Genomic DNA, 25,965 nt, shown 5'->3' on the forward strand with positions numbered 1-25,965 from the left:
ACCCAAAGGTATGAATTTTACCTAGACAGCAAGAGCTAATCTTTAGGTTTAAGCGCTTTTTTTACAAGTTTAGACTTATAGGTTTCAGGAAAAAGCTCCTCAATTATAAAAATATAATCGGGGTTATTGTGTAAGCCGTTTTTTAAATGGAAGGTTGCTTTATCTGGCTCATTTCCTTTAAAATATAAACCCGCTAAACGATATTCTATTTCTGCATTTTCCGGATAAAACTCAGAAGCTTGCAACAAATTGTAAATTGCAGCATCGGGTTCTCCAATTTTAATAAGTATGTCGCAACGCGATAACCAAGTATTTAATTCGTAGTTACCAAGTTCTAATGCTTTTTTATAGCCGCGTTCTGCTTCCTCTAAAAAGTTTAATCGCTGATTAATTTGGGCGTATAATTTCCAGTACTTTACATTGTCGGCATCAATATTAATAGCTTTATTAATATAATATAATGCTTTTTGGTAGTTGCGTTGTTTGCTATAAAAGCGTGTTATGGCCACCCAACCTTTATCTAATAAGGGGTCTTCGTGAACTGTTTTGTAAAAGTATTTTACGGCCAAATCTATTTTACCTAATTTTTCGTAACAGTGTCCTATACGTAATAGCGCAAAAGAGGTAGGATCGTCTAAAGTTAAGGAAGTGGTATAGCTTTCTATAGCTTCTTCAAAACGTTTTAGTTTTTCTAGAACTTTACCTTTTTCTATATACGCACCTACAAATGTATCGTCAGAAATTATGGCAAATTCGTAAGCAGCAATGGCTTTTTTATATCGTTTTAAAGCAAAGTACTGTTTTCCTAATTGGTGCCAAGCAACTTCGCTATATGGATTATTGTCTAAGTACACATTTAAATACTCAATAGCTTCTTCATGTTGCTCCATAAATTCGAAACAATAAATCATGTTGTAAAGCGCAGAGTAATCTTCAACATCTTCTTCTAAACATTTAATAAAGCTGTCTTTTGCTTCTTCGAACTTGTCAAGAAATAAATACTCCATCCCGATTAAAGAATACAAATCTGCTGTTTCTTCAGATAAGTGAATGGCTTTTTTTAAGACATCGATAGCTTGTTCGTGTTGATCTCTTTTAGATAAGATATTTGCCTTTTGAATGTAAATTTCTTCGTTCTGGGGTTCTAACAAATACAACTCATTAAGCATAGCGTCTGCTTGCTCTAGTTTGTTTTCGAAAACGTAAACTTCAATTTTGAAAAGTTTTAAATTGGTATTAGAAGGATGTTGGTCTAAACCCAATTTAATGGCTTTTTTTGCTAATGCAATTTTGCCCAGATCTAAATAATAATGAATAATGTTTTCGAATTCTTCTGAATCAAAAAATAAAACATGATTTGTTTTAAGCATTGATTCAAATTTAGTTAAAGGTATTTCGTTGTTGTTAGGACTGAACTCCATAGGCGACTGTATATGGTTTCTTATACCATTAAATGTAACGCTCAAATTTACGCATTATTAAAAAACCATATTAATCTTTTCAACAAAGTAATCAACAAGGTGCAGTGAAATAGCGGTATTTGGGGTTTATTCTTTTGATTTTTAGTGAATTATGCTATCTAAAATGTTGATAATAATCTGACATCCCTCGGTTATTTCTTCCTTAGAAATGGTTAAAGGAGGGGTAATTCGTATCGCACGAGGCTCAAAAAGCAGCCAAAAAGCGATTAATCCTTGCTCCTGACCCTTAAGAATGACCTCATTTGTAACCTCGGCACTTGTTGTTAAAGCAGCAAGCATTAAGCCTTTTCCACGTATTTCGGGAATTAAAGGATGTTTTAATAAGTGTCTTATAAGTTGCTCTTTTTCTAAAGCTTCGGCCATTAAATTGGTTTGTGTAACCACTTTTAAAGTAGCTAGAGCTGCTGCAGCAATTACAGGATGGCCGCCAAAAGTTGTTATGTGCCCCATTTTAGGACCATTGCTTAATAAACTCATAAGTTGGGTAGATGCCGTAAATGCACCAATAGGCATACCGCCTCCTAGGCCTTTACCCATTACTAAAATATCTGGGGTACAGTTATAATTTTCAAAGCCAAAAAGTTTTCCTGTTCTTCCTATTCCAGGTTGGATTTCATCTAAAATTAATAAGGCACCTACGGCTTCGCATTTTGCTTTTACCTTGGCTAGATAATTGTTTTTAGGTTCTATAAAGCCGGCACCACCTTGAATAGTTTCCAAAATTACGGCAGCTGTTTTTGTGGTGATGTCCTCTAAATCGGCTTCGTTATTAAACGTAATAAGTTTCGTTCCGGGAACAAGTGGTCTGTAAGCTTGTTTGCGTTCTTCGAACCCCATAACACTCATGGAGCCCATAGTGTTTCCGTGGTACGCATGTTTTGCGGCTATAATTTCGCTTCTGCCTGTAGCACGTTTAGCTAACTTTAAAGCACCCTCTATGGCTTCGGTACCAGAATTTACAAGATAGGTTTGTTCTAAAGGAGCAGGAGTGTGGTCTGCAATAAATTTAGCTAAATCTACAGCTGGTTTTTGTATATACTCTCCATAGACCATAACATGCATATATTGGTCTAATTGTGTTTTAATGGCTTGAATGACTCCTGGATGGCTATGACCTAAAGTACACGCAGAAACACCGGCAACAAAATCTAAATAGGCTTTGTTATTGGTGTCGAAAATATAAGAGCCTTTAGCATGCGAAATTTCCATGGCTAAAGGATGAGGCGATGTTTGTGCTTGATATTTATAAAAATCGGTCTTCATTATATTAATTTGCGCGCTTTAGCGGAGTAGGTAATTTATCTTGCGGTTTTAACGGTGCATTAGGTTTTGGGATAGAATCCTGACTCGGTAAATGCCGCGATGCTTTAGAGGGTTCTTGAAGGTTTTTTGCTTTATTACTTTCTTCGGCATGTTCTGCACGTTTTAATAGGGCTTCATCGAAAAACTCTTCTTGTGGCACATAAGGTTCTAAGCCTTTTATTATTGGAAGATTAAGTGGCGGATCGTCTTTAAATAAATCCTCTACACTCGTTGGGCGCTCTTCCTCTCGCCAATCGAAACCCCTTAATTTCCTAGCATTAGCAGGGTATTTCGATTCTGGGTACAAAGTGCCATCTACCTGATTTACTTTTCGTAATTCGTTAATTTCATTACCACTAAATAATATGACGATATTTGCTGATTTCGATTTTTCAATCCCAATCAGTTCTTGTTTTTCGTTTCTTGCGTAATAAATAGACTCGGCATTTCTTACGATATCAACTTGTCGTAATTGATTTTCATCATTGAATAATCCGTATAATTTTTGCCCCGTAATTTGGTTAAATCCTTTGCCAACCGTGTCTTTACTAATAATAAAAGCGTTGTCGAAAACGATAAGAGAGTCTAGTCGTTCTTTTTTGGGATGCGATTTTATATGTATGGTATCTCCCGTCATTTGGTTGTCGTAATTCCATAAAATTGGACGACGTTTTACGGCGAAATTATCTTTAACATTTAATCTAGACAGGTTAATAAGTTGTGTTAAACCTGAACTTTGATCGACGTGAATAGAATCAGCTTTCCCACTCATATCGGTTTTGTACATTTTTACATTTCTAAAAGCTCTGGTTATACGATGTTCTGGTTTTCCTGTAACCATAAGAGTGTCGCCATGTATATAAAGGGAATCTTTTTCCTGAACAGAAATGGCTAGCGCACGTTTTGTAATAAATACCGAATCTTTTGCACGATACACTTCGGCATAATGCCCTCTAATAACGCTTTTATTCAGAGTGTCGGTAACTGTTATGTTATTGGTTGCCGAAGCAAAACTGGTATTCCTATTAAAGTATAAACTATCGCCTTCAACTGTACGGTTGTCGTAATCTATTCTAGAATTTTTTATAAAATACCCGATGTCATTTTTAGTGTCGTAAAAACCACGTTCACAATATATTTTAGAGGTTTCTCCAGTAATGGTGCTAGGGCCATACATATAGGCCAAAGCATTATCTGTGTAGTAATCTAATTGTTCCGTATTTAAAACATATTCGGGGTTAACCAGGTTTACATCGCGAACAAATTGGTATTTTTTTACATTCATATAATACCTCCCAATGCGGCTGGTAATAGTTCCAGAAGAATCTCGAACTACAGTACCTCCACTTTTGTAAAAGGCTTGTTGTTTTGCACGGTCAAAGTAGAGGGTGTCTGTGGTTAAAACCGAACTAGGCTCGGTTAAAACGACGTCGCCACTTGCAAAGGCAAGTTTAGTTTTTCCGCTATATTCAACATATTTTGCATCCATATTTATGGTGTCGCCTTGTTTCATTTTTACATGACCGTAAGCTTCAATAAAGTCTTCTTTTCCGTAGTGAATAGCTTGGTCGCACCACATATTTACGCCTTCGTGAATAATGTGTATTTGGCCAGAATCGTCTCGAGTTAATACTTTTGCTCCCGGATAATTGGCCTCGTCGAAGGTTAGGAAACCAGAATATTCAATTTCAATGCGTTTTTGTTGCTGTGCGTGCAGGGTAACAAACGATATGAAAAAGCATATAAAAAATATATAGTGTAGTTGAACTGTTTTCAATTTAAAATATTTGAAACAAAAATAAGGATATAAATGATTTGCAATAAGAATTATAAAAGATTTAAGATAAAAAAACCTGCTTAAAAATGAATTAAGCAGGCTTTTTAAAACGTTAAAGAAACGAAATTTTATCTAAAAATGGTTTCTTTTCTATCTGGACCTACAGAAACTATAGTAATAGGAGTTTCTAAAGCTTTTTCTAAAAATTCGATATAAGTGTTTAATGACTTTGGAAGTTGAGAATCGTCAGACATTTTAGTTAAATCTTCACTCCATCCATCAAACTCTGTGTAAATTGGTTCTACATTTTCAGGTTCGATATTGTAAGGGAAATGCTCGATAACTTCACCTTTATATTTATAGGCTGTACACACTTTTAATGTTTTAAAACCAGATAATACATCGGCTTTCATCATCATTAATTGGGTTACTCCATTTACTTGACAAGCATATTTTAAAGCGACTAGATCTAACCAACCACAACGACGTGCACGACCAGTAGTGGCGCCAAATTCATGACCTACTTTAGCCATAGTAGCTCCGTCCTCGTCGAATAATTCTGTAGGGAATGGTCCAGAACCTACACGTGTAGTGTAAGCCTTAAAAATTCCGAATACTTCTCCAATTTGGTTTGGCGCAACACCTAAACCTGTACAAGCTCCTGCAGCAGTGGTATTACTTGATGTTACAAACGGATACGTTCCAAAGTCGATATCTAAAAGCGAACCTTGAGCGCCTTCAGCAAGAATGGTTTGTCCAGATTTTTGTGCTTGGTGTACATATTCTTCAGAATCGATGAAGGTTAAGGATTTTAATACGTCTACAGCTTCAAAAAATTCTGATTCTAATTCTTTTAAGTCGTATTGAATTTCGGCATTGTAGAAATCGATCATCGCTTCGTGCTTATCTGCAAGTGCTCTGTAGCGTTCTTTCCAATCCGATAATTCTAAATCGCCAACACGTAAGCCATTACGGCCAGTTTTGTCCATGTAAGTAGGACCAATACCTTTTAAGGTAGAGCCAATTTTAGCTTTTCCTTTTGAGGCTTCGCTAGCAGCATCTAATAAACGGTGTGTTGGTAAAATAATGTGTGCTTTACGCGAAATTAATAACGATTTTCTGTAATCGACATCTTGCTCTTCAAGCTTGTCTAATTCTTTCTTAAAAATAACGGGATCTATAACAACGCCATTTCCTACTAGGTTTTTTGCATCGTCATGGAAAATTCCAGAAGGGATTGTGTGTAAAACGTGTTTTTTACCATTAAAAACTAAGGTATGTCCTGCATTTGGGCCGCCTTGAAAACGGGCGATAATATTGTATTTAGAGGTAAGTACATCAACAATTTTTCCTTTGCCTTCGTCACCCCATTGTAACCCTAGTAGTAAATCTACTGCCATTATAAAATTTTATTATTTGGTTTTTGTTTTTCTGTTGCCATAAAAATATAGCGAATGATTTTTAATTTCGATATCGAAAACGTCTTCAATAGTTTTTTTTATGGATTGAATTCTCGGATCGCAAAATTCGATAACTTCACCAGTATCTGTTAAGATAACATGATCGTGTTGCTTATCGAAGTACGATTTTTCATAATGTGCTTGATTTTGACCAAACTGATGTTTTCTTACTAAACCACAGCCTAAAAGAAGCTCTATTGTATTGTAAAGGGTAGCACGACTAACGCGATACTTCTTGTTTTTCATGTTTAGATATAGCGATTCTATATCGAAATGAACTTCGCTATCGTAAATTTCTTGGAGTATAGCATAACGTTCAGGCGTTTTACGATGACCGTTTTCCTCTAGAAATTTAGTGAACACATTCTTTACAATGTCCTGATTTTTTGTATCTGATTTTAAACTCATAATTTCACCGCAAATTTACATATATTTTTAGACTCTAGACACTTTATCTATACCATTAATTTTTTTAAGATTCGCAACTAATTTATTCAGCATTGAATTATTCTTAACAATTACGTTTATTTTCCCAGAAAATAAGCCGTCATCGGTTTGAAAACTTATACTTTTAATATTCACGTGCATGTTAGCCGAAATCATTTTAGTAATATCGTTTATCAAGCCCATATTATCTATTCCAGATAATATTAATTGCGACGAAAATTCTTGCTGCGAGGAATCGATCCATTTGGCTTGAATTATTCTATAGGCGTAATTGGATTGCAAAGATACGGCATTTGGACAGTTTTTCTTGTGTACTTTTATACCTTCGTTTACAGTTATAAATCCGAATACCTGATCGCCAGGAATAGGGTTACAACAATTTGATAGTTTATAGTCTAATTTTTCTTCTTCTTTTCCGAAAACGAGTAAATCGTATTTAGAGGTAACTTCCTCTTTATCGAGCTCTTCTTTGGAAATATTGGCTTTACGGGTAATTTTATTTTTGAAAAAACTAACAAGGGCATTACTACGCGATGCAGCATATGCTTTAAGCATCGTGTTATCTATAGCGCCAATACCTATGCGGTAAAATAAATCTAAACTGGTTTTAAGTTTAAAATAATTAACCAACTCGTTGATAGATTTTTCATTTAATTCTATTTTAAGTTGTTTTAATTTTCGTCTTAATATTTCTTTTCCGTCTTCGCCAATGCGTTTTTTGTCTTCTTTTAAAGCCGATTTTATCTTACCTCGAGCTTTTGCTGTCGTGGCATAATCTAACCAGTTTGCATTGGGTTTAGAGTTATCGGAAGTTAAAATATCTACTTGGTCTCCACTATGCAGTTTATAACTTAGCGGTACCAATTTTCCGTTTACTTTAGCGCCACGAGTTCGCATACCTACTTCGGTATGTATGTGGAAAGCAAAATCTAAAGGCGTCGCATCTTTAGGTAAAGATTTTAAATCGCCTTTAGGGGTAAATACAAATATTTCTTTAGAATAGAGGTTTAACTTAAATTGCTCTACAAAGTCTACCGCATTGGTTTCATTATTTTCTAGAGCTTCTTGAAGTTTTGCAATCCAACTATCTAAACTATCCTCTTTATTATCTTCTTGTTTGTATTTGTAGTGTGCGGCGTATCCTTTTTCCGCAATCTCGTTCATGCGCTCACTTCTAATCTGTACTTCTACCCATCGGCCTTTTGGACCCATAACGGTAATGTGAAGGGCTTCGTAACCTGTAGATTTGGGCGAAGAAATCCAATCGCGTAAACGAATAGGGTTAGGGCGAAAATGATCGGTAACTATCGAATAAATTTTCCAGGCCAAGAATTTTTCATTAGCCGTATCACTTTTATAAATGATTCTAACAGCAAACTTATCGTAAACTTCATCGAACGATACGCCTTGTTTCAACATTTTTCTACGGATAGAAAATATGGATTTCGGGCGTCCTTTTATAGTGTAGTTTAAGCCTTCTTTGTCTAAGGATTTCTGAATTAATTCGTTAAACTCTCTTATATATTCGTCTTGTTCTTCTTTACTTTCTTTTATTTTATTCAGAATATCAAAATACACTTCGGGTTCGGTATATTTTAATCCTAAATCTTCTAGCTCTGTTTTAATATTATAAAGTCCGATGCGGTGTGCGAGAGGCGCGTATATATAAAGCGTTTCACTAGCAATTTTAACTTGCTTATCGGCACGCATCGAGTCCATGGTTTGCATGTTGTGCAAACGGTCGGCGATTTTAATAATAATAACACGAACATCATCATTTAGAGTCAGTAACATTTTTCGGAAGTTCTCGGCTTGTAACGAGACATCTTCCATATCTTTTTGAAGTGAAGAAATTTTAGTAAGTCCGTCTACAATTCGAGCAACTGTTTTTCCAAAAAGTTGTTCAATATCTTCTATAGAATATTCTGGGCAATCTTCTACAACATCATGTAAAAGTGCTGCGGCAATACAGGTGGCGTCTAAACCAATTTCTTTAGCTACAAGGCGTGCCACAGCAATAGGATGAAAAATATAAGCTTCACCAGATTTTCTACGCTGATCTTTATGGGCATCAACAGCCACATCGAAAGCCTTACGAATTAATTTTTTATCATCGTCTGTAAGGGTTCGGTAACTTACCTTTAAAAGGTCCTTGTAAGCTTTTGCAATTCTTGCGTTCTCTTGTTCTATTTCGGCATCTGTCATAAAACTAAAAGTAGTATAAAGAAAATTAACTAACAACAGTTTTGCTGTTTTTTGAAAGGTTTATCGCTGGCAGCAGTTATTCTAAAGCTATATACTTTAAAACGGTTTTCATACCCGAGGTTGCATTTTCATGAATGGTAATAATATGTTTGTCGTCCATGGCTGCCGGATTTGGATCTATATAATACACCGGAGTGTTTTCGGGTACGTAATGCATTAATCCTGCTGCGGGATACACTTGCATAGAGGTGCCAATAATAATTAAAATATCGGCTGTTTTGCAAACTTCCATAGCTGTATCTATTAAAGGTACAGCCTCGCCAAACCACACAATATGCGGCCGAATTTGATGTCCTTTAGCACAAACATCACCTAGTTTAATATCGCTGGTACAAGAAAGAATCTCATCGTTTATTACACTTCTTGATTTTAGTAATTCGCCATGCAAATGAATAACATGTGTACTACCTGCACGTTCGTGTAAATCGTCGACATTTTGGGTAATTATAGTTACCTTATACTGCTCCTCTAGAGCCGCTAAATCGGCATGCGCACTATTTGGGTGTACTTCGAGAAGCTGCCGTCTGCGCTGATTGTAAAACTCTAAAACGAGAGCAGGGTTTTTGGCAAATCCTTCGGGAGTAGCAACTTCCATAACATCGTGGCCTTCCCAAAGTCCATCGCTATCTCTAAAGGTTTTTAATCCGCTTTCGGCACTTATGCCGGCACCACTAAGTACAACTATATGTTTCATAAGTTAAAAATAAGAAATCATTTTTATAAATTCGAAGTTTCTTAAACTAGAAACATATTCCATGATTGATAAAGGACTATTAAATCATCTAGAACAGATCCTGACACCTAAGCGTAAACAGCGATTTGATGCGGTTTTGCCAGAGCGCACTAAACATTTTACGGTGGCTACAGAAGACGTTTATCAATTACACAATACCAGTGCTGTTATAAGAAGTTGCGATGTGTTTGGTATTCAAGACGTGCATATTATTGAGGAGCGAAATACTAAAAAAATAGATAGGGAAATTGCTATGGGAGCTCAGAAGTGGGTGGATTTGCACCGGCATAATCATGTGAAAGATTGTATTCGCGATTTAAAACAAAACGGGTATCAAATTGTGGCAACTACACCTCATGAGCAAGATTGTGAGTTACATGATTTTGATGTGACTAAGAAGTCGTGTTTTTTCTTCGGAAGAGAAACCGAAGGGCTATCGGATGTCGTTTTAGAGGAAGCCGATTGTTTTTTAAAAATTCCTATGGTTGGTTTTACAGAAAGTTTAAATATTTCGGTTTCGGCAGCGATTATCTTACAGCATGTGACTACAAAATTGAAGCGAACAGATATAAATTGGCGACTTTCTGAAGAAGAACAACTTGAAAAGCGTATGGATTGGATTAAGAAATCGATAAAAAGTTATGACGATATCGTCGCACATTATTACAAAGACCATTGAGCGTTTTTAAAAGGAACTAACCAAGGCGATTTATCGAATTTCCATTTAAAATAAAACAAAAAAAGAGAACTAATTTAGTCCTCTTTTCTGTTTTATATGGCTTAATTTTTATTTTCAATCCAAATTCTAGCATTTTCAAATGCTTCTAACCAAGGAGAAACTTCGTCTGTTCTTCCTGCTGGATAGTTGGCCCAGTTCCATTGGAAAGTCGAGCGCTCTATATGTGGCATGGTTACTAAATGTCTTCCCGTAGCATCGCACATCATTGCGGTGTTAAAATCCGAACCGTTTGGATTATGAGGGTAACCTTCGTAGCCATATTTTGCTACAATATTATATTGATTCTCGTCTTTAGGTAAACTGAATTTTCCTTCACCATGAGAAATCCAAACTCCTAATGTACTACCTTCTAAAGAGGATAACATTACCGAATTATTTTTCTGAATTTTTACCGAAGTAAACGAACTTTCGTGTTTATGAGAATCGTTATGTAGCATTTTTCCGTGAACATCGTGCTCCGGATTAATTAGTTCTAATTCCATCCAAAGCTGACATCCGTTACAAATACCAACAGATAATGTGTCTTCTCTTTTAAAGAAATTCTTTAATGCCGTGTTGGCCTTTTCGTTGTATAAGAATGCTCCAGCCCAACCTTTAGCCGAACCTAAAACATCTGAGTTAGAGAAGCCTCCAACAGCACCTATAAACTGAATATCTTCAAGCGTTTCACGACCAGAAATTAAATCGGTCATATGCACATCCTTTACATCAAAACCAGCTAAATACATAGCGTTAGCCATTTCGCGTTCAGAATTAGATCCTTTTTCACGAATAATAGCAGCCTTTGGTCTTGGCTTGCTAGCATCTATTTTAGGAAGTTTTCCTGTAAAATGTTCAGGGAAAGTATATGTTAAAGGTTGTGTTTTATAATTGTTGTAACGTGCCTCAGCTAAATTATTAGCCGTTTGTTTTTGGTCTAATAAATAAGATGTTTTATACCAAACATCTCTTAATTCGGCAACATTAAAAGTGAATGCATCTTCGTTGTTTTTTATAGAAACCGTTCCAGATGTATTTGCTGTACCAATTTTGAAAATTTCAATACCGTTTTCAGAAAAATCTTGTTCTATAGCAGCATCGGCCTGAAAAACAAGTCCGGCATTTTCTGCAAATAACACTTTAATGGTGTCTTCTTCATTTAAACCAGAAAGATTGATATCTGCTCCTAAATTTACATCGGCAAAACACAATTCTAATAAGGTTGTAATTAATCCGCCCGAAGCAACGTCGTGTCCGGCTTGGATTTTATCGGCTTTTATTAAGTTTTGTACGGTGTTGAACGCCTTCTTTACAAAACTTGAATCTGTAACATCTGGCGTTTCGTTTCCAATAGCATTTAACGACTGGAAGAACGAACTTCCTCCTAATTTAAAGTTGTCTTGCGATATGTTGATGTAGTAGATGTTTCCGCCATCGGCTTGTAAAACAGGCTCAACAACTTTAGAAATTTCGGTACAATTGGCTGCAGCCGAAATAATAACTGTTCCAGGAGCAATAACATCTTCGTTAGGATATTTTTGCTTCATAGACAATGAATCTTTTCCTGTAGGGACGTTAATGCCTAAATCGATAGCAAATTCAGACACAGCTTGTACAGCTTTGTATAAACGTGCATCTTCACCTTCGTTTTTACAAGGCCACATCCAGTTTGCCGATAATGACACACTTTTTAAATTGTCTTTTAAAGGCGCCCAAACAATATTGGTAAGCGACTCGGTAATGGCATTTCTGCTTCCTGCATCTGGATGAATTAACGCCGAAATAGGAGCGTGCCCAATACTTGTGGCAATCCCTTCTTTTCCGTTATAATCTAAAGCCATAACCCCAACATTATTTAATGGGATTTGTAATGTTCCCACACATTGTTGCTTGGCTACTTTACCGCCAACACATCGATCTACTTTGTTTGTTAACCAATCTTTACAAGCCACAGCTTCTAACTGTAACACTTGCTCAAGGTAGATTTTTAAGTTTTTAGTTTTATAACGCGGATTTTTATAATTACGGACAACCGTATTATCTGTTAAAATGGTTTTAGGAGAACTTCCAAACATGTCTTCCATGGCTAAATCCATAGGTTTGTGGCCATTGGTTTTAGATTCGAAAGTAAAGCGATTGTCACCCGTAACATCCCCAACAGTATACATTGGAGAGCGTTCGCGATCTGCTATGTTTTGAAGTGTTTCTATATGTTTTTCGGCAATAACAAGTCCCATACGTTCTTGAGATTCGTTCCCGATAATTTCTTTGTCAGATAGAGTAGGGTCGCCAACAGGAAGCGCATCTAAATCGATGTTTCCACCAGTATCTTCAACCAATTCCGATAAACAATTTAAATGTCCACCAGCCCCGTGATCGTGGATAGAAACAATATAATTGTCGTCGCTTTCTACCATACCACGCACAGCGTTAGCAGCACGTTTTTGCATTTCTGGGTTAGATCGTTGTACAGCATTTAATTCTATACCAGATTCAAAAGCCCCTGTATCTGCAGAAGATACAGCAGCACCACCCATTCCTATGCGGTAATTTTCACCACCAAGAATAACTATTTTATCTCCTTCTTTTGGAGTGTCTTTTAAGGCTTGATCGGCTTTTCCGTAACCAATTCCACCTGCTTGCATAATAACCTTATCGAATCCTAATTTTCTAGCTTTTGCTTTGCTTGAAGATGCGTTTTCTTCATGCTCGAATGTTAATACAGACCCGGTAATTAAAGGCTGGCCAAATTTGTTTCCAAAGTCCGATGCACCATTACTTGCTTTTATTAAAATGTCCATTGGTGTTTGGTATAACCACGGACGAGCATCCATTTTTTGCTCCCAAGGGCGGTTTTCTTCTAATCGAGAGTAAGCTGTCATGTAAACGGCAGTTCCCGCTAAAGGTAAAGATCCTTTTCCTCCGGCAAGTCTATCTCTAATTTCTCCACCAGATCCTGTGGCAGCACCATTAAAAGGCTCTACTGTTGTTGGGAAGTTATGGGTTTCTGCTTTTAGGGAAATTACAGATTCAAAATCTTTAGTTTGATAAAAGTCCGGTTTATCTGCAGTTTTAGGTGCAAATTGTTCTACCACAGGACCTTTTACAAAAGCAACATTATCTTTATAAGCCGAAACGATATCGTTAGGGTTTTTGTTTGAAGTTTCACGAATCATTTTAAATAATGATACCGGTTTTTCTTCACCATCAATAACAAACGTTCCGTTGAAAATTTTATGACGACAGTGCTCTGAGTTTACTTGCGAAAACCCGAAAACTTCAGAATCGGTAAGCGGACGACCAATTTTTTTAGCAACACCTTCTAAGTATTCAACTTCTTCGTCACTTAAAGATAACCCTTCTTGTATGTTGTAAGCGGCAATGTCTTCAATATTTAAAATAGCCTCTGGTTTAATATCAATAGTAAACGACTCTTGATTTAATCCGTCGAATTTTTGAGAAATCATAGGGTCGAAATCAGAAAAATCTTCGGCCACAGCTTCAAATTCTTCAATTCTTATGATGCCTTCAATACCCATATTTTGAGTAATTTCAACAGCATTGGTACTCCAAGGCGTAATCATAGCAGCTCGTGGTCCAATAAAAAAAGCATCTAAAGATGCTTCTTCTAGTTTTGGCCGGAAGCCAAAAAGCCATGTTAATTTTGAAATAGTTTCAGTAGATAATTCTTTAACTGTTTGTACAGCAAATATTTTGCCGTTTACGTTTCCAAAGAAATGAATCATATAATAAGGTTTGTATTATTTTTTTTAGAAAGCACAAAATTAGTGTTTTTTAGCGATATTTTTTGAAAAATAATACAGTCTTTTTCAAGAGGATGTCAACTTTAGTATATAAAAAAAAGCAACCCAAATGGAGTTGCTTTTTGTAATTCTATTTTTATGTTTAGCCCATTAATTTCGTTTTAACAAGGCCATGTAGAAACCATCGTATCCTGTTTTATGAGCATAGATATTATCGTCTTTTTCTAAGGTGAAATCTTTACCAAATTCTGAAGCTAAAAACGTTTTAACCTGATCTTGATTTTCTGAAGGTAACACCGAACATGTAGCGTAAACCATTTTACCGCCAGATTTTACCATTCTAGAATATTTTTGAAGAATGTCTTGCTGAGTTGCACGAATACGATCTAAAAATTCTGGTTGTAATTTCCACTTTGCATCTGGGTTTCGTCGCAAAACTCCTAATCCAGAACACGGGGCGTCTATTAACACACGGTCGGCTTTATCGTATAATTTCTTAATTACTTTTGAAGAATCGATATGGCGAGGCTCGATATTATGAGCGCCATCACGTTTCGCACGTCGTTTTAATTCGTGTAATTTATGTGCATAAATATCTAAAGCAATTATCTGACCTTTGTTTTCCATTAAAGACGCTAAGTGCAGCGTTTTTCCTCCCGCTCCAGCACAGGTGTCTACCACACGCATACCAGGTTCTACCTCTAAATATTTTGCAACCAATTGCGAAGATGCATCTTGTACTTCAAAAAGTCCATTTTTAAAAGCCTCTGTAGAAAATACATTGGCGCGTTCCTTTAATTTTAGGGCATCTGGATAGCCTTTAATAAATTCCGTTTCAATATCGATATCGAATAAATCGGCTTGTAATTTATCTTTAGTAACCTTTAAAGTGTTGGTTCTTAAAATAACATCGGCTTGCTCATTTAAAGCAGCAATTTCTTTGGTCCAAAGCGATTCTCCTAATTCGGCAACACCAATTTGGTCCATCCAATCTGGGATAGATTCTTTAAATTTTCTGATATTCGATAATTCATCAAAACGGCCTTTAATTTTTCGAGAAGGCGTGTTTTCAAAATATTTCCAATCTGGTAATTTAATGCCTTTTAGGGTGGCCCAAACGGCAAACATTCTCCAAATATTATCTCTGTCGAACGGTTCTTTAACGTCTGCAATTTCAGCGTAAAGGCGTTTCCAACGTACAATATCGTAAGTGGTTTCGGCAACAAAACCTCGGTCTCGGCTTCCCCAGCGTTTATCACGTTTTAATAATTGTTGAACAACTTTGTCGGCATAAGCTCCTTCATTAAAGATTTGCATTAATCCGTCTACTACCGCAAAGCATAAATTTCTATGTAATCGCATTTTGTGTATTTAAGGCCACAAAGGTAAGTTTAATTAATTATTTTTAGCCAAAATTTTAATAAATGCGACTAATAGCGAGCCTTTTACTTTTTATATTAATAAGTTCTTGTAAGCAAGACGTTGAAAAACCTCTTAAATTTTATAAATCTGTTTCTGTTCAGGATATTTATAACGATTCCTTAAGTATTCGGGCTATAGAATTAATGGGCGATGGTACTTTGGCCTTTGCTGCCGATAAAGGCACGTACGGTTTGTATTTTCCGAAGAACGAACAATGGGCAACTTCTAAACAACTTCACGACTCGGTACCGTTACATTTTAGAGCTGTAGCGCATACTGCCAATGATTTTTTTATGTTGAGTATTGAAAGTCCGGCTTTATTATACAAAACAGGTGACGATGGCCAAATGGCTCTAGTTTATAAAGAAGAAGGAGAAGGTGTGTTTTATGATGCTATGACCTTTTGGAATGATAAAGAAGGGATTGCTGTGGGCGATAGTGTTAACGGCTGTTTATCTATAATTATTACCAGAGACGGCGGTGAATCTTGGCAAAAGTTAGCATGCGATAATGTGCCAAAATCTAGTGCAGGCGAAGGGGCTTTTGCGGCAAGTAATACCAATATAAAAGTATTAGGAGACAAGGCGTGGATTGCCACCACGAGCGGAACAATTTTTTATACAGAAAACAAAGGACTTTCTTGGAGAACTATTACAACACCCATGCAAAATACTGAAGCTACGCAAGGTATTTATTCTATAGATTTTTACGATGCGCAACACGGATTTGCCATTGGGGGAGATTATACCAAACCTGAAGGCAATACCAATAATAAAATGAAAACCGTAGATGGAGGAAAAACCTGGCAATTGGTTGCTAATGGTCAAGCTCCTGGGTATAAAAGTTGTGTGCAATATATGCCAAACCAAAATGCTCAGACATTGGTTGCTGTGAGTTTTAATGGCATAGATCTATCTAACGATGGTGGAACTTCATGGAAACATATAAGCGACGAATCGTTTTACACCTTAAGATTTGTAAACGATTCATTGGCCTATGCAGCCGGACAAGGGCGTATTTCTAAATTGAAGTTTAATAGGTAATTATTTGCTTAAGGTTAGTTTGGCGAGATAGTCGTAATGGTCGCCGGCTTGTATGTTTTCACAATTTAAACCTACGGTAAGACAGGCTGTTTTTAAGGTTTCAAAATCTAAATACAACCAGGTTAGCGGCGTTTCTTTTTCACCTTTATAACTTAAAAAATAGTCCAATTCGCCATAGTAGTTTGCATTGGTGTCTATCCACATGCCACCATCTTCATCTTTATACATGTATAAAATATCGGAGGAGTCTATTAAAATTTGTCCGTTAGGTTTTAAAAGTGATTTTAAATGCGATAAGTATTTGGTTACATAACTTAATTTCTGAAAAATTCCAGTACCATTCATTAAGAGTAAAATGGTGTCGAACTGTTCAGTTTCATCTAGAATAGAAGCGACATGGGCATGATTAACGCCACGAATTTTCGATACCGAAATAGCGCCTTCAGAAATATCTATAGATTTTACAACCAATCCTTTGTTTTGAAGATACAAACTATGACTTCCAGCTCCGCAACCTACATCGAGAACATGGCCTTTGGCTAGTTTTAGTGCTTTTTGTTCTAGTTTGGGCATGCTTTTAAAATCTCTAAACAAGTATGGGATAGGTAAAACATCCTCGTCGGAAATGTTTGTCGAGGTGATAATATCTTCAGTATAATCACCGTTCTGATAATCTAAAAGTGCTTGTCCTAAAAGGTCTTTCATAATAATTAGAATTGATTTTTCTTCGTGGGCTAATAAATGATTTATTTCAATTAAATTGTATTTTTACCACATGCAAGACATATTAAAACAGCTGCCTAAACAGGCCAAAGATAAGCATAACGAGAATACTAACTTTTTTAAAAAATTAAAAAAGAAGCCGCCCAAGCAATTAGATTACTTGATGCAAGAATTGCATGATGCAGAATTTGAACGTACCGATTGTTTAGAGTGCGCCAATTGCTGTAAAACCACAGGACCCTTGTTTACAGATAAAGATGTAGAGCGTATAGCCAAACATTTTAAAATGAAAACCCAGCATTTTATCTCGCAGTTTTTAAGAATAGATGAAGATAACGACTATGTGTTGCAAAGTGTTCCGTGTACATTTTTGGGTGCCGATAATTATTGTTCAATTTACGATGTGCGTCCAAAGGCATGCCGTGAATTTCCGCATACCGATAGAAAAAAGTTTCAACAAATTTCTAACCTCACATTAAAAAATGTTGCAATTTGTCCGGCAGCTTTTAATATTGTTGAAGAAATGAAAAAACGTATAAAGTAGTTTATGAAAAAAATACTAATATTTATTTTAGTTGGTTTTTCTTTTAATTTAAGCTTTGCCCAAGATTGGATGACTAATTTGGAAGTGGCAGAGCGCTTGGCCTTAGCACAAAACAAATTAATTGTAGCGGTTTGGCAAAATTCCTATTTTAATGGCATCCCTGCCTTTGTTGATAATAATAAAGGCGAGCAGGTTTTTGTTGAAAATATTATCGATGAACCCGTTGTAGACAGCCTGCTATGGGCACATTTTATTCCGGTGATGTTACTAGAAGATGATTATGAGAAACTGTATAAACGTATAGAAAACAGATCGAACGATTATAAAACTAAATTTAGTGATGATAGTTTTAAGGTGATGGATGCGAATGGAAATATCTTAAATGTTACCGCTAACAACTACATGTTAAATCTTACAAATTTTTTACATAAGTACAGTATGGACATGTCGTTTTTAGAAACTAAAATGATAAATTATAAGAAAGAAAAAAACTTTTATTCGGCGTTTTATGTAGGGGCTCAATATTTAGATTTTGCTTTTTTTGCCAAACAGGAAGTCCGTCCAGAACTTGCAGATTTAGCGGGTATTTATCTGGATGAAGCGGCAGGTTATATAAATACAGAACCTGAAGAAAGTAGGGCCGCCATTACGCAACGTGTACATTTGTTGAACATACAAAAATATCTTATTTTAGAAAGACCTAATAAAGTACTACGCCAATTAAAAAGGATAAAAGAGGATGAGGTAGCAGCGGTGAATAAAAATTTACGTTCGTTTTTATATTACTCGGCTTATACCATGCTTCACGATACCGAAAATGTAGCCGTTTGGCAACCGAATGTAACGGCTTTAGATAGGCGAAAATTGATGAGTTTAATGAGCAACATACCCCATTAATTTGGAAGCTATATTTACATGTTTTGAAACAATTCCGTCACTTCACCGAAGTCTGATTCTGGTGGGAGGGATTACGTTTTTCTGGATTTTAGAAGGGGCTGTGCCTTTATTTAAATTCAATTATAAAAAATGGAAACATGCTTGGCCTAACTTGTTCTTTACCCTTACAACTATTGTAATTAATTTTGGCTTAGCATTTATCCTTTTAAAAACATCAGATTGGGTTACGGCGAATAATTTTGGAATAATCAATTGGTTGCCAAACATGCCGCTATGGCTATATGTGCTTTTGGGCGTTTTACTTTTAGATTTCTTCGGAGCCTATTTAGCGCATTATGTAGAGCATAAAGTAAAACCCTTATGGATGGTGCATTTGGTGCACCACACAGACCATAATGTAGATACCACTACCGGAAACAGACATCACCCCATAGAGAGCGTGATTCGGTTTGTGTTTACACTTGTCGGTATTTTTATTGTTGGTGCGCCAATTGCGGTGATCATGATTTACCAATCGCTATCGGTAATTTTTACGCAACTTACACATGCCAATATTAAAATGCCTCGCGCCCTAGATAAAGCTATAAGTTACGTGTTTGTGTCTCCAGACATGCATAAAGTGCATCATCATTATGTATTGCCATATACCGATTCTAACTACGGAAATATTTTTTCTATTTGGGATAGACTATTCGGGACGTATATGGAGTTAGATCGCGAAAAATTAACTTATGGAGTAGATACTTTTCCAGATGAAAAAACAAATAGTAATATTAAAGATTTGTTGAAACAACCGTTTCATAAATATCGTAAACCGACAACTTTTGATGCTTCAAAATAGTTGCCTCGCATAGAGTTGATAGAAAAAAGGTGCAGAGGAGCCAAGTAGTAATGGAATTTGTTTACACGGAGTTACATGCTAGCTCTTATTTTTTATATACTTTAAAATTAAAACTGTCAGTACCTAATAATCCAGTTCCACTAACGCCTTCAATGCTTCCTGTAAAAATGGTATTTAGGTCTGAACAATAAAATTCAATTATTGCTTCTCCTTGTTCATTAGTAATTATGTCTGGTTTCCAGAATAGGGTATTACGATAATCAGGGAAAGGATCATTTACAGTTTCTTTATCATAAATAGGTTGGTAAAACTCACGTTTGCCGTAGTACCCTTTGAGCATCTTTAAATTGAACTTATTTAGAAGTTCTTCTTCTGTATATTTTTTTTCTCGGTATGGGACTCTGCTTACTCTATTTTCTGCCAAATATATTTTACCTTCAATAGGTTTTCTCCTGTAATCTTCGGGGTGATTTATGCAATTCAAATTACCATAACGACAGACATAATCTGTTAATTCAAGTTTCGCTAAACTATCTAAAGCTCCCAAATATTTATTCCTGAAAACCTGATCTTTCTTGGCTGAAAGCACAACTTCATCCAGTTTGTTAACTTTATCTGATACAATTAAAGGTTCTCTATTATCTTCTAATGATTCTACTTTTAATTTTGGAAAAGGATAGTTTATTGGCGTTGTCTTACTATTTATATTAATGATGTCAAATGAATTATCTTTAATATCGATAACATATTTAGGTTTGTTTTGTGTCAGGGGTTTTATATAAAAATAACCTTTTTCTCCCAATTTGAAATGTTTGTAATTAATGCCTAAAATTCCGTTGGAATCTGTAAATATAAAATCCTTACCTCTTAAAGAATCTGGTGTATAAGCCATTACAACCTGTTGTTGTTCCGTTTTAGGTTTTTTAGTAACTCTATCCAATCGAATCTTGCCAGTAATGGAGTCAGAAAGAATAGGTTTTCTTAGTTTGTTTTCTTTTAAATTCTCTTCATTCCAAACGTATCGTCTCCACCCTTGGGTGAGTAATAATAGGTTTAAAGCATCATGCCTATTTATATTGTCTTCATTAAAATAATAAATAGGGTCATAAATATTTCCCTTTAATTGCGTTGATAAATGATAGTGAGTTAGTATGTTTTTTGGTTCAAATTTATTTTGATAAGCATTATCGTAAATACTTAACCCTAAATGAGCTTCAACGGGTTCACCGTCTTTATCTGTAGCCTTTATTTTTAAGGTTGCTTTTTCTCTAGTTTTATATTCGCTTTTGTTTAAAATTGTTTTTATGTTTAGTTTTTGGTCTTGTTTAACATAAACTAAACGTTCTGCAATAGGTTTTAAATTAGTATTAATTAGGGTTATTTCTGCAATGCCTTGTGGAATATCTTTTAAAGGTATTTTTATAATAATCTCATCTCTTAATTTAGCAGAAGCCACACTGTAAATAATACCTCTTATTTGTAGTTGTAAGTATATAGATTCTGGTTTTAGGTCTCTACTTTGAGCTATTTTAAAAGTTAAAAAATCATTTGTGTTTGCTATTAAACTGAGGGTTTTGCCGGTAGGTTTAATTTCTGGTAATGGGTATTTTTTGTCAGACTCAGTAAGCTGAATATAATAATTGTTTGTTTTTTTTGGCATGAAATTAATACTTCCCATGCCAGCATGAATACTTTTAAAATTAAAAAGCGGTAAATTATTTTCGTATAAAACTCCAGAAACATCAACAGGTAGCCCTTTTTTGTTTGTGGCTTTAAATGCAAGTGTGTTTTCAATATCAGAAACTAAATAACCGCCTTCGGGAAATAACGAAAATTGGGCTATGGAATCATTTTTAACGGCAGTATTGTTAATTTTTTCTTTTATGTTTTTAACAATGGTCACCTTTTTTAGTGCATAAAATGCTTCTTGATTGCGGAAGTAGGAATGTTCGCTGTATGCAGCAAGTGAGTAACGTCCTGTTTTTAATGAATCTTGAATGTAAAGATGACCATCAACAAAGCCATTTTCTATTTCATATTTTTCTTTCCAGACCGCTTGTTTTGTTTCGTCGTTAATTAATTGAATATAGAGCGTTTTATTTCTTTTAGAAGGAGTTAGATATTGTGCATTTAAAACGTAGGCTTTGAACCATAAGTTTTCTTCGGTTTCATAAATACTCTTACTTGTTTGAAGGTAAATATTATCTAAGGATTGATTGTCTGTTAACTTTTGAAAATTATCGGCTATAATATCAATTACATTTCTATTATTCTGAGAATGGAGCACACCAAAAATAAAATAAAAACATATTAAAATGTATTTTAACCTTTCATTCATTTTATCGAAAATGTTTTTCGGCTTGCGTGTAACTAATTATACAACACATATTTTTTACGCATTTTCTTATACGCATCTAAACCGGTTTTCCAAGATTGTTTAATTTCGGTCACACTTAAATTGCCTTCAATTTGTTTCTGAAGTTTTTTAGATCCTGCTAACTTAGTGAAAAATGCATTAAAAAACTCAGTTTTATTTGCTGTTGCTTGATACGCTTTAATAAGATAAGCTAAATTAATCTGATTCAGTTGTTTTTCGTTGGTTAAATCTACCCCGTAACACAGTTTTCCTTCATGCTTCGGGTGTTTTGCACCATCGTTAGGTTTCGGCGTATAACTAAAGGTCTGATTTTTCAAAAATGGTGACCCATACACCTGAAACTGGGTATTTGTTCCGCGGCCAGCATTAACATTGGTACCTTCAAAAAAACATAAACTCGGATATAAATTAATCGATTGGTCGTTAGGTAGGTTTGGCGATGGTTTTATAGGTAAATGGTAAAGAGAATCGTGGGTATAATGCTCCATTTTAATAACAGTCAGTTCACAGGTCACCTTATTTGTTAACCAACGTTCGCCGTTAATCATTTGCGCATATTCTCCAATCGTCATGCCATGAACCACAGGAACAGGGTGCATACCAACAAAACTTTTGTGCTCCATTTCTAAAATCGGGCCATCAATATACCGTCCGTTTGGGTTTGGTCGATCTAAAATTAAAACCGGAATATTGTTTTCTGCACAGGCTTCCATAACATAATGCAGAGTCGAAATATAGGTGTAAAAACGGGCTCCCACATCTTGAATGTCGAAAATCAATAGGTCTATATTTTTAAGCTGATTTGCCGTTGGTTTTTTATTCGATCCGTATAACGAAACAATTGGCAATTTGGTTTTTGTATCTATTCCGTCTTTTACAACTTCGCCAGCATCTGCAGTACCTCGAAACCCATGTTCTGGAGAAAACACTTTGGTAATGCTTACATCTAATTGCAATAACGAATCTACAAGGTGCGTAAAACCATCATCGGTTTTAAATATAACCGAAGTTTGGTTCGCGACGATTCCAATTTTTTTGCCTTCTAAAAGCGGAAGATAATCTTGAGTTCTGTTTGCACCAACAATAATGGTGCTATCGTTTTGAATAATAGAATGATTTGTGTTTGAGTTTTTGGATATAGGTTTTGCCAGACAACCACAAGAAATCATGATGAAAACAAATAATAAAACTGTATTTTTGAGGACATTTAAATGCATACCAATAATTTGAATTACGAATATTTTTTAGCCAAGCGTATAATAGGCAATAAAGCGTATAAAAGTAGTGTATCGGCACCAATAATAAAAATTGGAATCGCGGCAATTACAATTGGTATTGTGGTTATGATGATTGCCATTGCTACGGGAATAGGGCTGCAGCAAAAGATTAGAGATAAGGTAGTTGCATTTAATGGACATATCACCATTTCTAATTTCGATAGTAATAATTCGCAAGAAAGTGTGGTGCCTATTTCTACACATCAAGAGTTTTATCCCGAATTTAAGAGTGTAGAAGGTATAAATCATATTCAAGGTGTGGCGACTAAGTTTGGAGTGATTCGAACAGCAACCGATTTTGAAGGCATTGTTTTAAAAGGGGTTGGTAAAGATTTTACTTGGGATTATTTTAAAGAATTTTTAATTGAAGGTCGCCTACCAGATTTTACTAAAGATAGAACCGAAGATGTGTTAATCTCTAAGTTTATTGCGAATAAAATGGGGTTTAAACTAGGCGATAAATTCAACACCTATTTTATAAAAGACGATACCAATAAGCCACCAAGTATAATTACCTATAATATAGTTGGTATTTATAATTCAGGTTTTCAGGAGTTCGATGCCTCATATATTATTGGAGATATTAGGCATATTCAGCGTTTAAATAAATGGGATGATACCCAAATAGGAAATTTTGAATTGTTTGTAGATGATTTTGATGAGGTACACGACATTGGGATGGAAGTGTATAAAAACACGCCACCAACATTAAACACTCAAACTATTTTAGATAAGTTCTATTCTATTTTTGAATGGATTAAAATTTTCGACAATAATATTTATGCCATTATCGGGATCATGATTTTAGTGGCAGGTATTAATATGATCACGGCTTTACTAGTTTTAATACTTGAACGCACCCAAATGATAGGTGTTTTAAAAGCTCTTGGCAGTAACAACTGGAGCATTCGTAAATTATTTTTATTTAACGCTGCGTATCTTATAGTTCTTGGTTTGTTTTGGGGAAATGTTATTGGTTTAGGATTACTGTTTGCTCAGAAATATTTAAAACTCTTTCCTTTAGATCCGAGCGTGTATTATGTTACCGAAGCACCGGTTTACATCAATTTAGATTATATAATCGCCTTAAACGTGGGGACCTTTGTCTTGTGTTTGGTTATGCTTTTAGTGCCGTCTTATATAATTACCAAGATATCTCCAGTAAAAGCGATGCGATTTGAGTAGGTTTTTTATGGTGGAGCGGTGATGCAGTTTTGAAAGTGAAAAGTTGCTTTTAATTCCTAAATATTCAAATTAATTTTAGAATCATTTTAGTAAAATTTGCGTTTTATTTAACAGACTTACAAGGATTTAATTTTTAGTTTCATAGCCACAATAGCATTCTGTCAACAACTAACATAAGCTACAATATGAAACAACTTTTACGCCTTAGCATTATTTTTATGTCTACTCTTGTTTTTGCACAAAACAAAACAGGTTTAGTAAATTACGGTCACAAACAGAGCATGGGTATGGGAGCGCCCATAGGTCTCGATTATAATGCAGCCTTACAGTTTAATACGGATTACGCATTATATAGTTTTCAAAAAGATGCTTTGGAAGGGGGACATATTCAGAAATCTGAAATTATCCGTGATGGTGAGAATAAAGTTTTTGTGAAATCAAAGTTTAGCACGCCAGAAGGTTTTCAATATTACACAGACAGGAATACAAATACCATGCAATCTAGAGATTTGGGACTTGTCTATGTTAAAGAAACGCTTCCAAAAATTACATGGGAAATCAGTTCGGAAACCAAAACCATAGGCGATTTCAATTGCGTAAAAGCCACAACAAGTTTTAGAGGACGAGACTATACCGCTTGGTTTACCACAGCAATTCCTTTACCGTATGGGCCTTGGAAACTACAGGGCTTACCTGGATTAATTTTGGAAGCTTACGATACCCATAAAGAAGTGTATTTTTACTTTAAGTCTATTCAATATCCATTAGCTACAGCGACTGCTATAGTTGCTCCAAATCCAAAACAGGATGGGAAAGCCTGGATTACGTTTGCAGATTATAAAAATGGACTTATCGAAGCGCATAAACGTGCTACTGAAAATGGTCGATTATTTATGGAGAACTTTGATGCTGAGGAAAACACGGCAAGAAAATCTATGGCAAATACTTATGTTGAAGTGTTTGATGAGTAGTCGATGGTAAAAATCCTATTTTTAATAATGCTTAATGGTGTTGCTTTTTGTCAGGTGCAAAACTTGACGGTTTCTGGCGTTGTTAGATCCGAACTGCAAGAACCGCTTCAATATGTTTCGGTGGTATTGTATCAAAATCATCAGATTATAGCTTATTCAACTACCGATAAATATGGAGCGTACCAATTGGAATTCAATATTAAAAGAAATGAACCACATACATTTTATATAGAAGTCAATAGTCTGGGCTATCACGTACAAAAACAGCAAATTCTATTTCACTCTAAAACCGATATAAAGCAGGATTTTGTATTAAGTGAAAAAATCGAACAGTTAAATGAAGTTGTTTTAGAGCCGTGGGAAAAAATAGCGGTACAGCAGGAAACGATAAGGTTTAAAGCTGCTGCCTTTAAGGATGGTTCGGAACAAGTTGTTGAAGATTTACTTAAAAATATTCCTGGATTGGAAGTGTCTGAAGCAGCCTATTCAAAAGTTAGATGCTATTTTTTGCCTAAAGCCATTATAAAATCTTCAAATTAGCATATTTTCAAATCATAGATTCAATCGCTCATTAATACATTAGTACATTGAATAATTGCAACATTAACTACGGTTTTCCCGTAATTGAAAATCAAATTATTTTCATTTTTCGACGAACTGCATGATTTTGAGTTGTTTTATGTTTTAGTTTTTTTTCTTTGGAACGTTGTAAGCAAATTCTTAACTTTTGAAGTCTTA

At 35.3% G+C, this 25,965-nt stretch carries 20 protein-coding genes; 8 read left to right on the forward strand and 12 right to left on the reverse strand.

Annotated features, from left to right (window positions below):
• Positions 1–35: 35 nt before the first annotated feature.
• The 7 genes from A9D35_RS16630 to A9D35_RS16660 form a co-directional block, all read right to left on the reverse strand.
• Positions 36–1,421, reverse strand: a complete 1,386-nt coding sequence (locus tag A9D35_RS16630; RefSeq protein ID WP_066225107.1) for a tetratricopeptide repeat protein — start codon at positions 1,419–1,421, stop codon at positions 36–38.
• A gap of 141 nt (positions 1,422–1,562) precedes the next feature.
• Complete coding sequence (locus A9D35_RS16635) at positions 1,563–2,744, reverse strand: aspartate aminotransferase family protein (protein WP_066225110.1); 1,182 nt, start codon at positions 2,742–2,744, stop codon at positions 1,563–1,565.
• Between the two features lie 4 nt (positions 2,745–2,748).
• Positions 2,749–4,560 carry an OstA-like protein gene (locus tag A9D35_RS16640; protein WP_066225112.1) on the reverse strand — a complete coding sequence of 604 codons (1,812 nt, stop codon included), beginning with the start codon at positions 4,558–4,560 and terminating at the stop codon, positions 2,749–2,751.
• Positions 4,561–4,688: 128 nt separating this feature from the next.
• Positions 4,689–5,960: an adenylosuccinate synthase gene (locus A9D35_RS16645; protein WP_066225114.1), complete on the reverse strand. Its 1,272-nt coding sequence runs from the start codon at positions 5,958–5,960 to the stop codon at positions 4,689–4,691.
• A gap of 12 nt (positions 5,961–5,972) precedes the next feature.
• Positions 5,973–6,428 (reverse strand): Fur family transcriptional regulator, encoded by a 456-nt coding sequence (locus A9D35_RS16650; protein WP_066225115.1) that lies wholly within the window; start codon positions 6,426–6,428, stop codon positions 5,973–5,975.
• Positions 6,429–6,455: 27 nt separating this feature from the next.
• On the reverse strand, positions 6,456–8,672 hold the full coding sequence (locus A9D35_RS16655) for a RelA/SpoT family protein (protein WP_066226214.1): 2,217 nt from the start codon (positions 8,670–8,672) through the stop codon (positions 6,456–6,458).
• Between the two features lie 76 nt (positions 8,673–8,748).
• Entirely contained in the window at positions 8,749–9,426 is a 678-nt protein-coding gene (locus tag A9D35_RS16660) for an SIR2 family NAD-dependent protein deacylase (RefSeq protein WP_066225117.1), read from the reverse strand.
• A 61-nt stretch (positions 9,427–9,487) separates the two neighbouring features.
• On the opposite strand from A9D35_RS16660, the gene A9D35_RS16665 reads away from it, so the two are divergent.
• The gene (locus A9D35_RS16665; protein ID WP_066225120.1) at positions 9,488–10,144 is read left to right on the forward strand and encodes a TrmH family RNA methyltransferase; all 657 of its coding nucleotides are present in this window, start codon (positions 9,488–9,490) and stop codon (positions 10,142–10,144) included.
• Between the two features lie 101 nt (positions 10,145–10,245).
• Here A9D35_RS16665 and purL read toward each other — a convergent pair whose 3' ends face one another.
• Entirely contained in the window at positions 10,246–13,929 is a 3,684-nt protein-coding gene (purL, locus tag A9D35_RS16670) for a phosphoribosylformylglycinamidine synthase (RefSeq protein ID WP_066225122.1), read from the reverse strand.
• Between the two features lie 168 nt (positions 13,930–14,097).
• Positions 14,098–15,309 carry an RsmB/NOP family class I SAM-dependent RNA methyltransferase gene (locus tag A9D35_RS16675; RefSeq protein WP_066225124.1) on the reverse strand — a complete coding sequence of 404 codons (1,212 nt, stop codon included), beginning with the start codon at positions 15,307–15,309 and terminating at the stop codon, positions 14,098–14,100.
• 62 nt (positions 15,310–15,371) lie between these two features.
• Between A9D35_RS16675 and A9D35_RS16680 the strand changes: the two genes are divergently transcribed.
• Positions 15,372–16,412, forward strand: a complete 1,041-nt coding sequence (locus A9D35_RS16680) for a WD40/YVTN/BNR-like repeat-containing protein (protein ID WP_066225126.1) — start codon at positions 15,372–15,374, stop codon at positions 16,410–16,412.
• Here the strand turns inward: A9D35_RS16680 and A9D35_RS16685 are convergent, their stop codons facing one another.
• Positions 16,413–17,117 (reverse strand): class I SAM-dependent methyltransferase, encoded by a 705-nt coding sequence (locus A9D35_RS16685; protein WP_066225127.1) that lies wholly within the window; start codon positions 17,115–17,117, stop codon positions 16,413–16,415.
• 70 nt (positions 17,118–17,187) lie between these two features.
• Between A9D35_RS16685 and A9D35_RS16690 the strand changes: the two genes are divergently transcribed.
• From A9D35_RS16690 to A9D35_RS16700, 3 genes are read left to right on the forward strand one after another with little or no spacing between them, the layout of a single operon-like run.
• Entirely contained in the window at positions 17,188–17,679 is a 492-nt protein-coding gene (locus A9D35_RS16690; RefSeq protein ID WP_066225129.1) for a YkgJ family cysteine cluster protein, read from the forward strand.
• A gap of 3 nt (positions 17,680–17,682) precedes the next feature.
• The gene (locus tag A9D35_RS16695; RefSeq protein ID WP_066225131.1) at positions 17,683–18,576 is read left to right on the forward strand and encodes a hypothetical protein; all 894 of its coding nucleotides are present in this window, start codon (positions 17,683–17,685) and stop codon (positions 18,574–18,576) included.
• 1 nt (position 18,577) lies between these two features.
• Positions 18,578–19,417: a sterol desaturase family protein gene (locus A9D35_RS16700; RefSeq protein WP_066225134.1), complete on the forward strand. Its 840-nt coding sequence runs from the start codon at positions 18,578–18,580 to the stop codon at positions 19,415–19,417.
• Between the two features lie 85 nt (positions 19,418–19,502).
• Here the strand turns inward: A9D35_RS16700 and A9D35_RS16705 are convergent, their stop codons facing one another.
• Both A9D35_RS16705 and A9D35_RS16710 read right to left on the reverse strand, forming a co-directional pair.
• Positions 19,503–21,755, reverse strand: coding sequence for a hypothetical protein (locus A9D35_RS16705; RefSeq protein WP_066225136.1), 2,253 nt, complete (start codon positions 21,753–21,755; stop codon positions 19,503–19,505).
• Between the two features lie 32 nt (positions 21,756–21,787).
• Positions 21,788–23,011 carry an exo-beta-N-acetylmuramidase NamZ family protein gene (locus A9D35_RS16710; protein ID WP_066225138.1) on the reverse strand — a complete coding sequence of 408 codons (1,224 nt, stop codon included), beginning with the start codon at positions 23,009–23,011 and terminating at the stop codon, positions 21,788–21,790.
• Positions 23,012–23,020: 9 nt separating this feature from the next.
• Between A9D35_RS16710 and A9D35_RS16715 the strand changes: the two genes are divergently transcribed.
• The 3 genes from A9D35_RS16715 (at position 23,021) to A9D35_RS16725 (ending at position 25,767) form a co-directional block, all read left to right on the forward strand.
• Positions 23,021–24,256, forward strand: a complete 1,236-nt coding sequence (locus tag A9D35_RS16715; RefSeq protein WP_066226218.1) for an ABC transporter permease — start codon at positions 23,021–23,023, stop codon at positions 24,254–24,256.
• A gap of 185 nt (positions 24,257–24,441) precedes the next feature.
• Positions 24,442–25,227, forward strand: a complete 786-nt coding sequence (locus tag A9D35_RS16720) for a GLPGLI family protein (RefSeq protein WP_066225140.1) — start codon at positions 24,442–24,444, stop codon at positions 25,225–25,227.
• Positions 25,228–25,230: 3 nt separating this feature from the next.
• Complete coding sequence (locus A9D35_RS16725) at positions 25,231–25,767, forward strand: carboxypeptidase-like regulatory domain-containing protein (RefSeq protein ID WP_083191738.1); 537 nt, start codon at positions 25,231–25,233, stop codon at positions 25,765–25,767.
• Positions 25,768–25,965: the final 198 nt, after the last annotated feature.

The organism is Formosa haliotis, from assembly GCF_001685485.1.
GTDB lineage: Bacteria > Bacteroidota > Bacteroidia > Flavobacteriales > Flavobacteriaceae > Formosa > Formosa haliotis.

Bases quoted from the DNA above. Each gene is read 5' to 3' on its own strand.
- A9D35_RS16630 (WP_066225107.1), bottom strand. From the start codon at position 1,421: ATGGAGTTCAGTCCTAACAACAACGAAATACCTTTAACTAAATTTGAA.
- A9D35_RS16635 (WP_066225110.1), bottom strand. From the start codon at position 2,744: ATGAAGACCGATTTTTATAAATATCAAGCACAAACATCGCCTCATCCT.
- A9D35_RS16645 (WP_066225114.1), bottom strand. From the start codon at position 5,960: ATGGCAGTAGATTTACTACTAGGGTTACAATGGGGTGACGAAGGCAAA.
- A9D35_RS16650 (WP_066225115.1), bottom strand. From the start codon at position 6,428: ATGAGTTTAAAATCAGATACAAAAAATCAGGACATTGTAAAGAATGTG.
- A9D35_RS16655 (WP_066226214.1), bottom strand. From the start codon at position 8,672: ATGACAGATGCCGAAATAGAACAAGAGAACGCAAGAATTGCAAAAGCT.
- A9D35_RS16660 (WP_066225117.1), bottom strand. From the start codon at position 9,426: ATGAAACATATAGTTGTACTTAGTGGTGCCGGCATAAGTGCCGAAAGC.
- A9D35_RS16665 (WP_066225120.1), top strand. From the start codon at position 9,488: ATGATTGATAAAGGACTATTAAATCATCTAGAACAGATCCTGACACCT.
- purL (WP_066225122.1), bottom strand. From the start codon at position 13,929: ATGATTCATTTCTTTGGAAACGTAAACGGCAAAATATTTGCTGTACAA.
- A9D35_RS16675 (WP_066225124.1), bottom strand. From the start codon at position 15,309: ATGCGATTACATAGAAATTTATGCTTTGCGGTAGTAGACGGATTAATG.
- A9D35_RS16680 (WP_066225126.1), top strand. From the start codon at position 15,372: ATGCGACTAATAGCGAGCCTTTTACTTTTTATATTAATAAGTTCTTGT.
- A9D35_RS16685 (WP_066225127.1), bottom strand. From the start codon at position 17,117: ATGAAAGACCTTTTAGGACAAGCACTTTTAGATTATCAGAACGGTGAT.
- A9D35_RS16690 (WP_066225129.1), top strand. From the start codon at position 17,188: ATGCAAGACATATTAAAACAGCTGCCTAAACAGGCCAAAGATAAGCAT.
- A9D35_RS16695 (WP_066225131.1), top strand. From the start codon at position 17,683: ATGAAAAAAATACTAATATTTATTTTAGTTGGTTTTTCTTTTAATTTA.
- A9D35_RS16705 (WP_066225136.1), bottom strand. From the start codon at position 21,755: ATGAATGAAAGGTTAAAATACATTTTAATATGTTTTTATTTTATTTTT.
- A9D35_RS16710 (WP_066225138.1), bottom strand. From the start codon at position 23,011: ATGCATTTAAATGTCCTCAAAAATACAGTTTTATTATTTGTTTTCATC.
- A9D35_RS16720 (WP_066225140.1), top strand. From the start codon at position 24,442: ATGAAACAACTTTTACGCCTTAGCATTATTTTTATGTCTACTCTTGTT.
- A9D35_RS16725 (WP_083191738.1), top strand. From the start codon at position 25,231: ATGGTAAAAATCCTATTTTTAATAATGCTTAATGGTGTTGCTTTTTGT.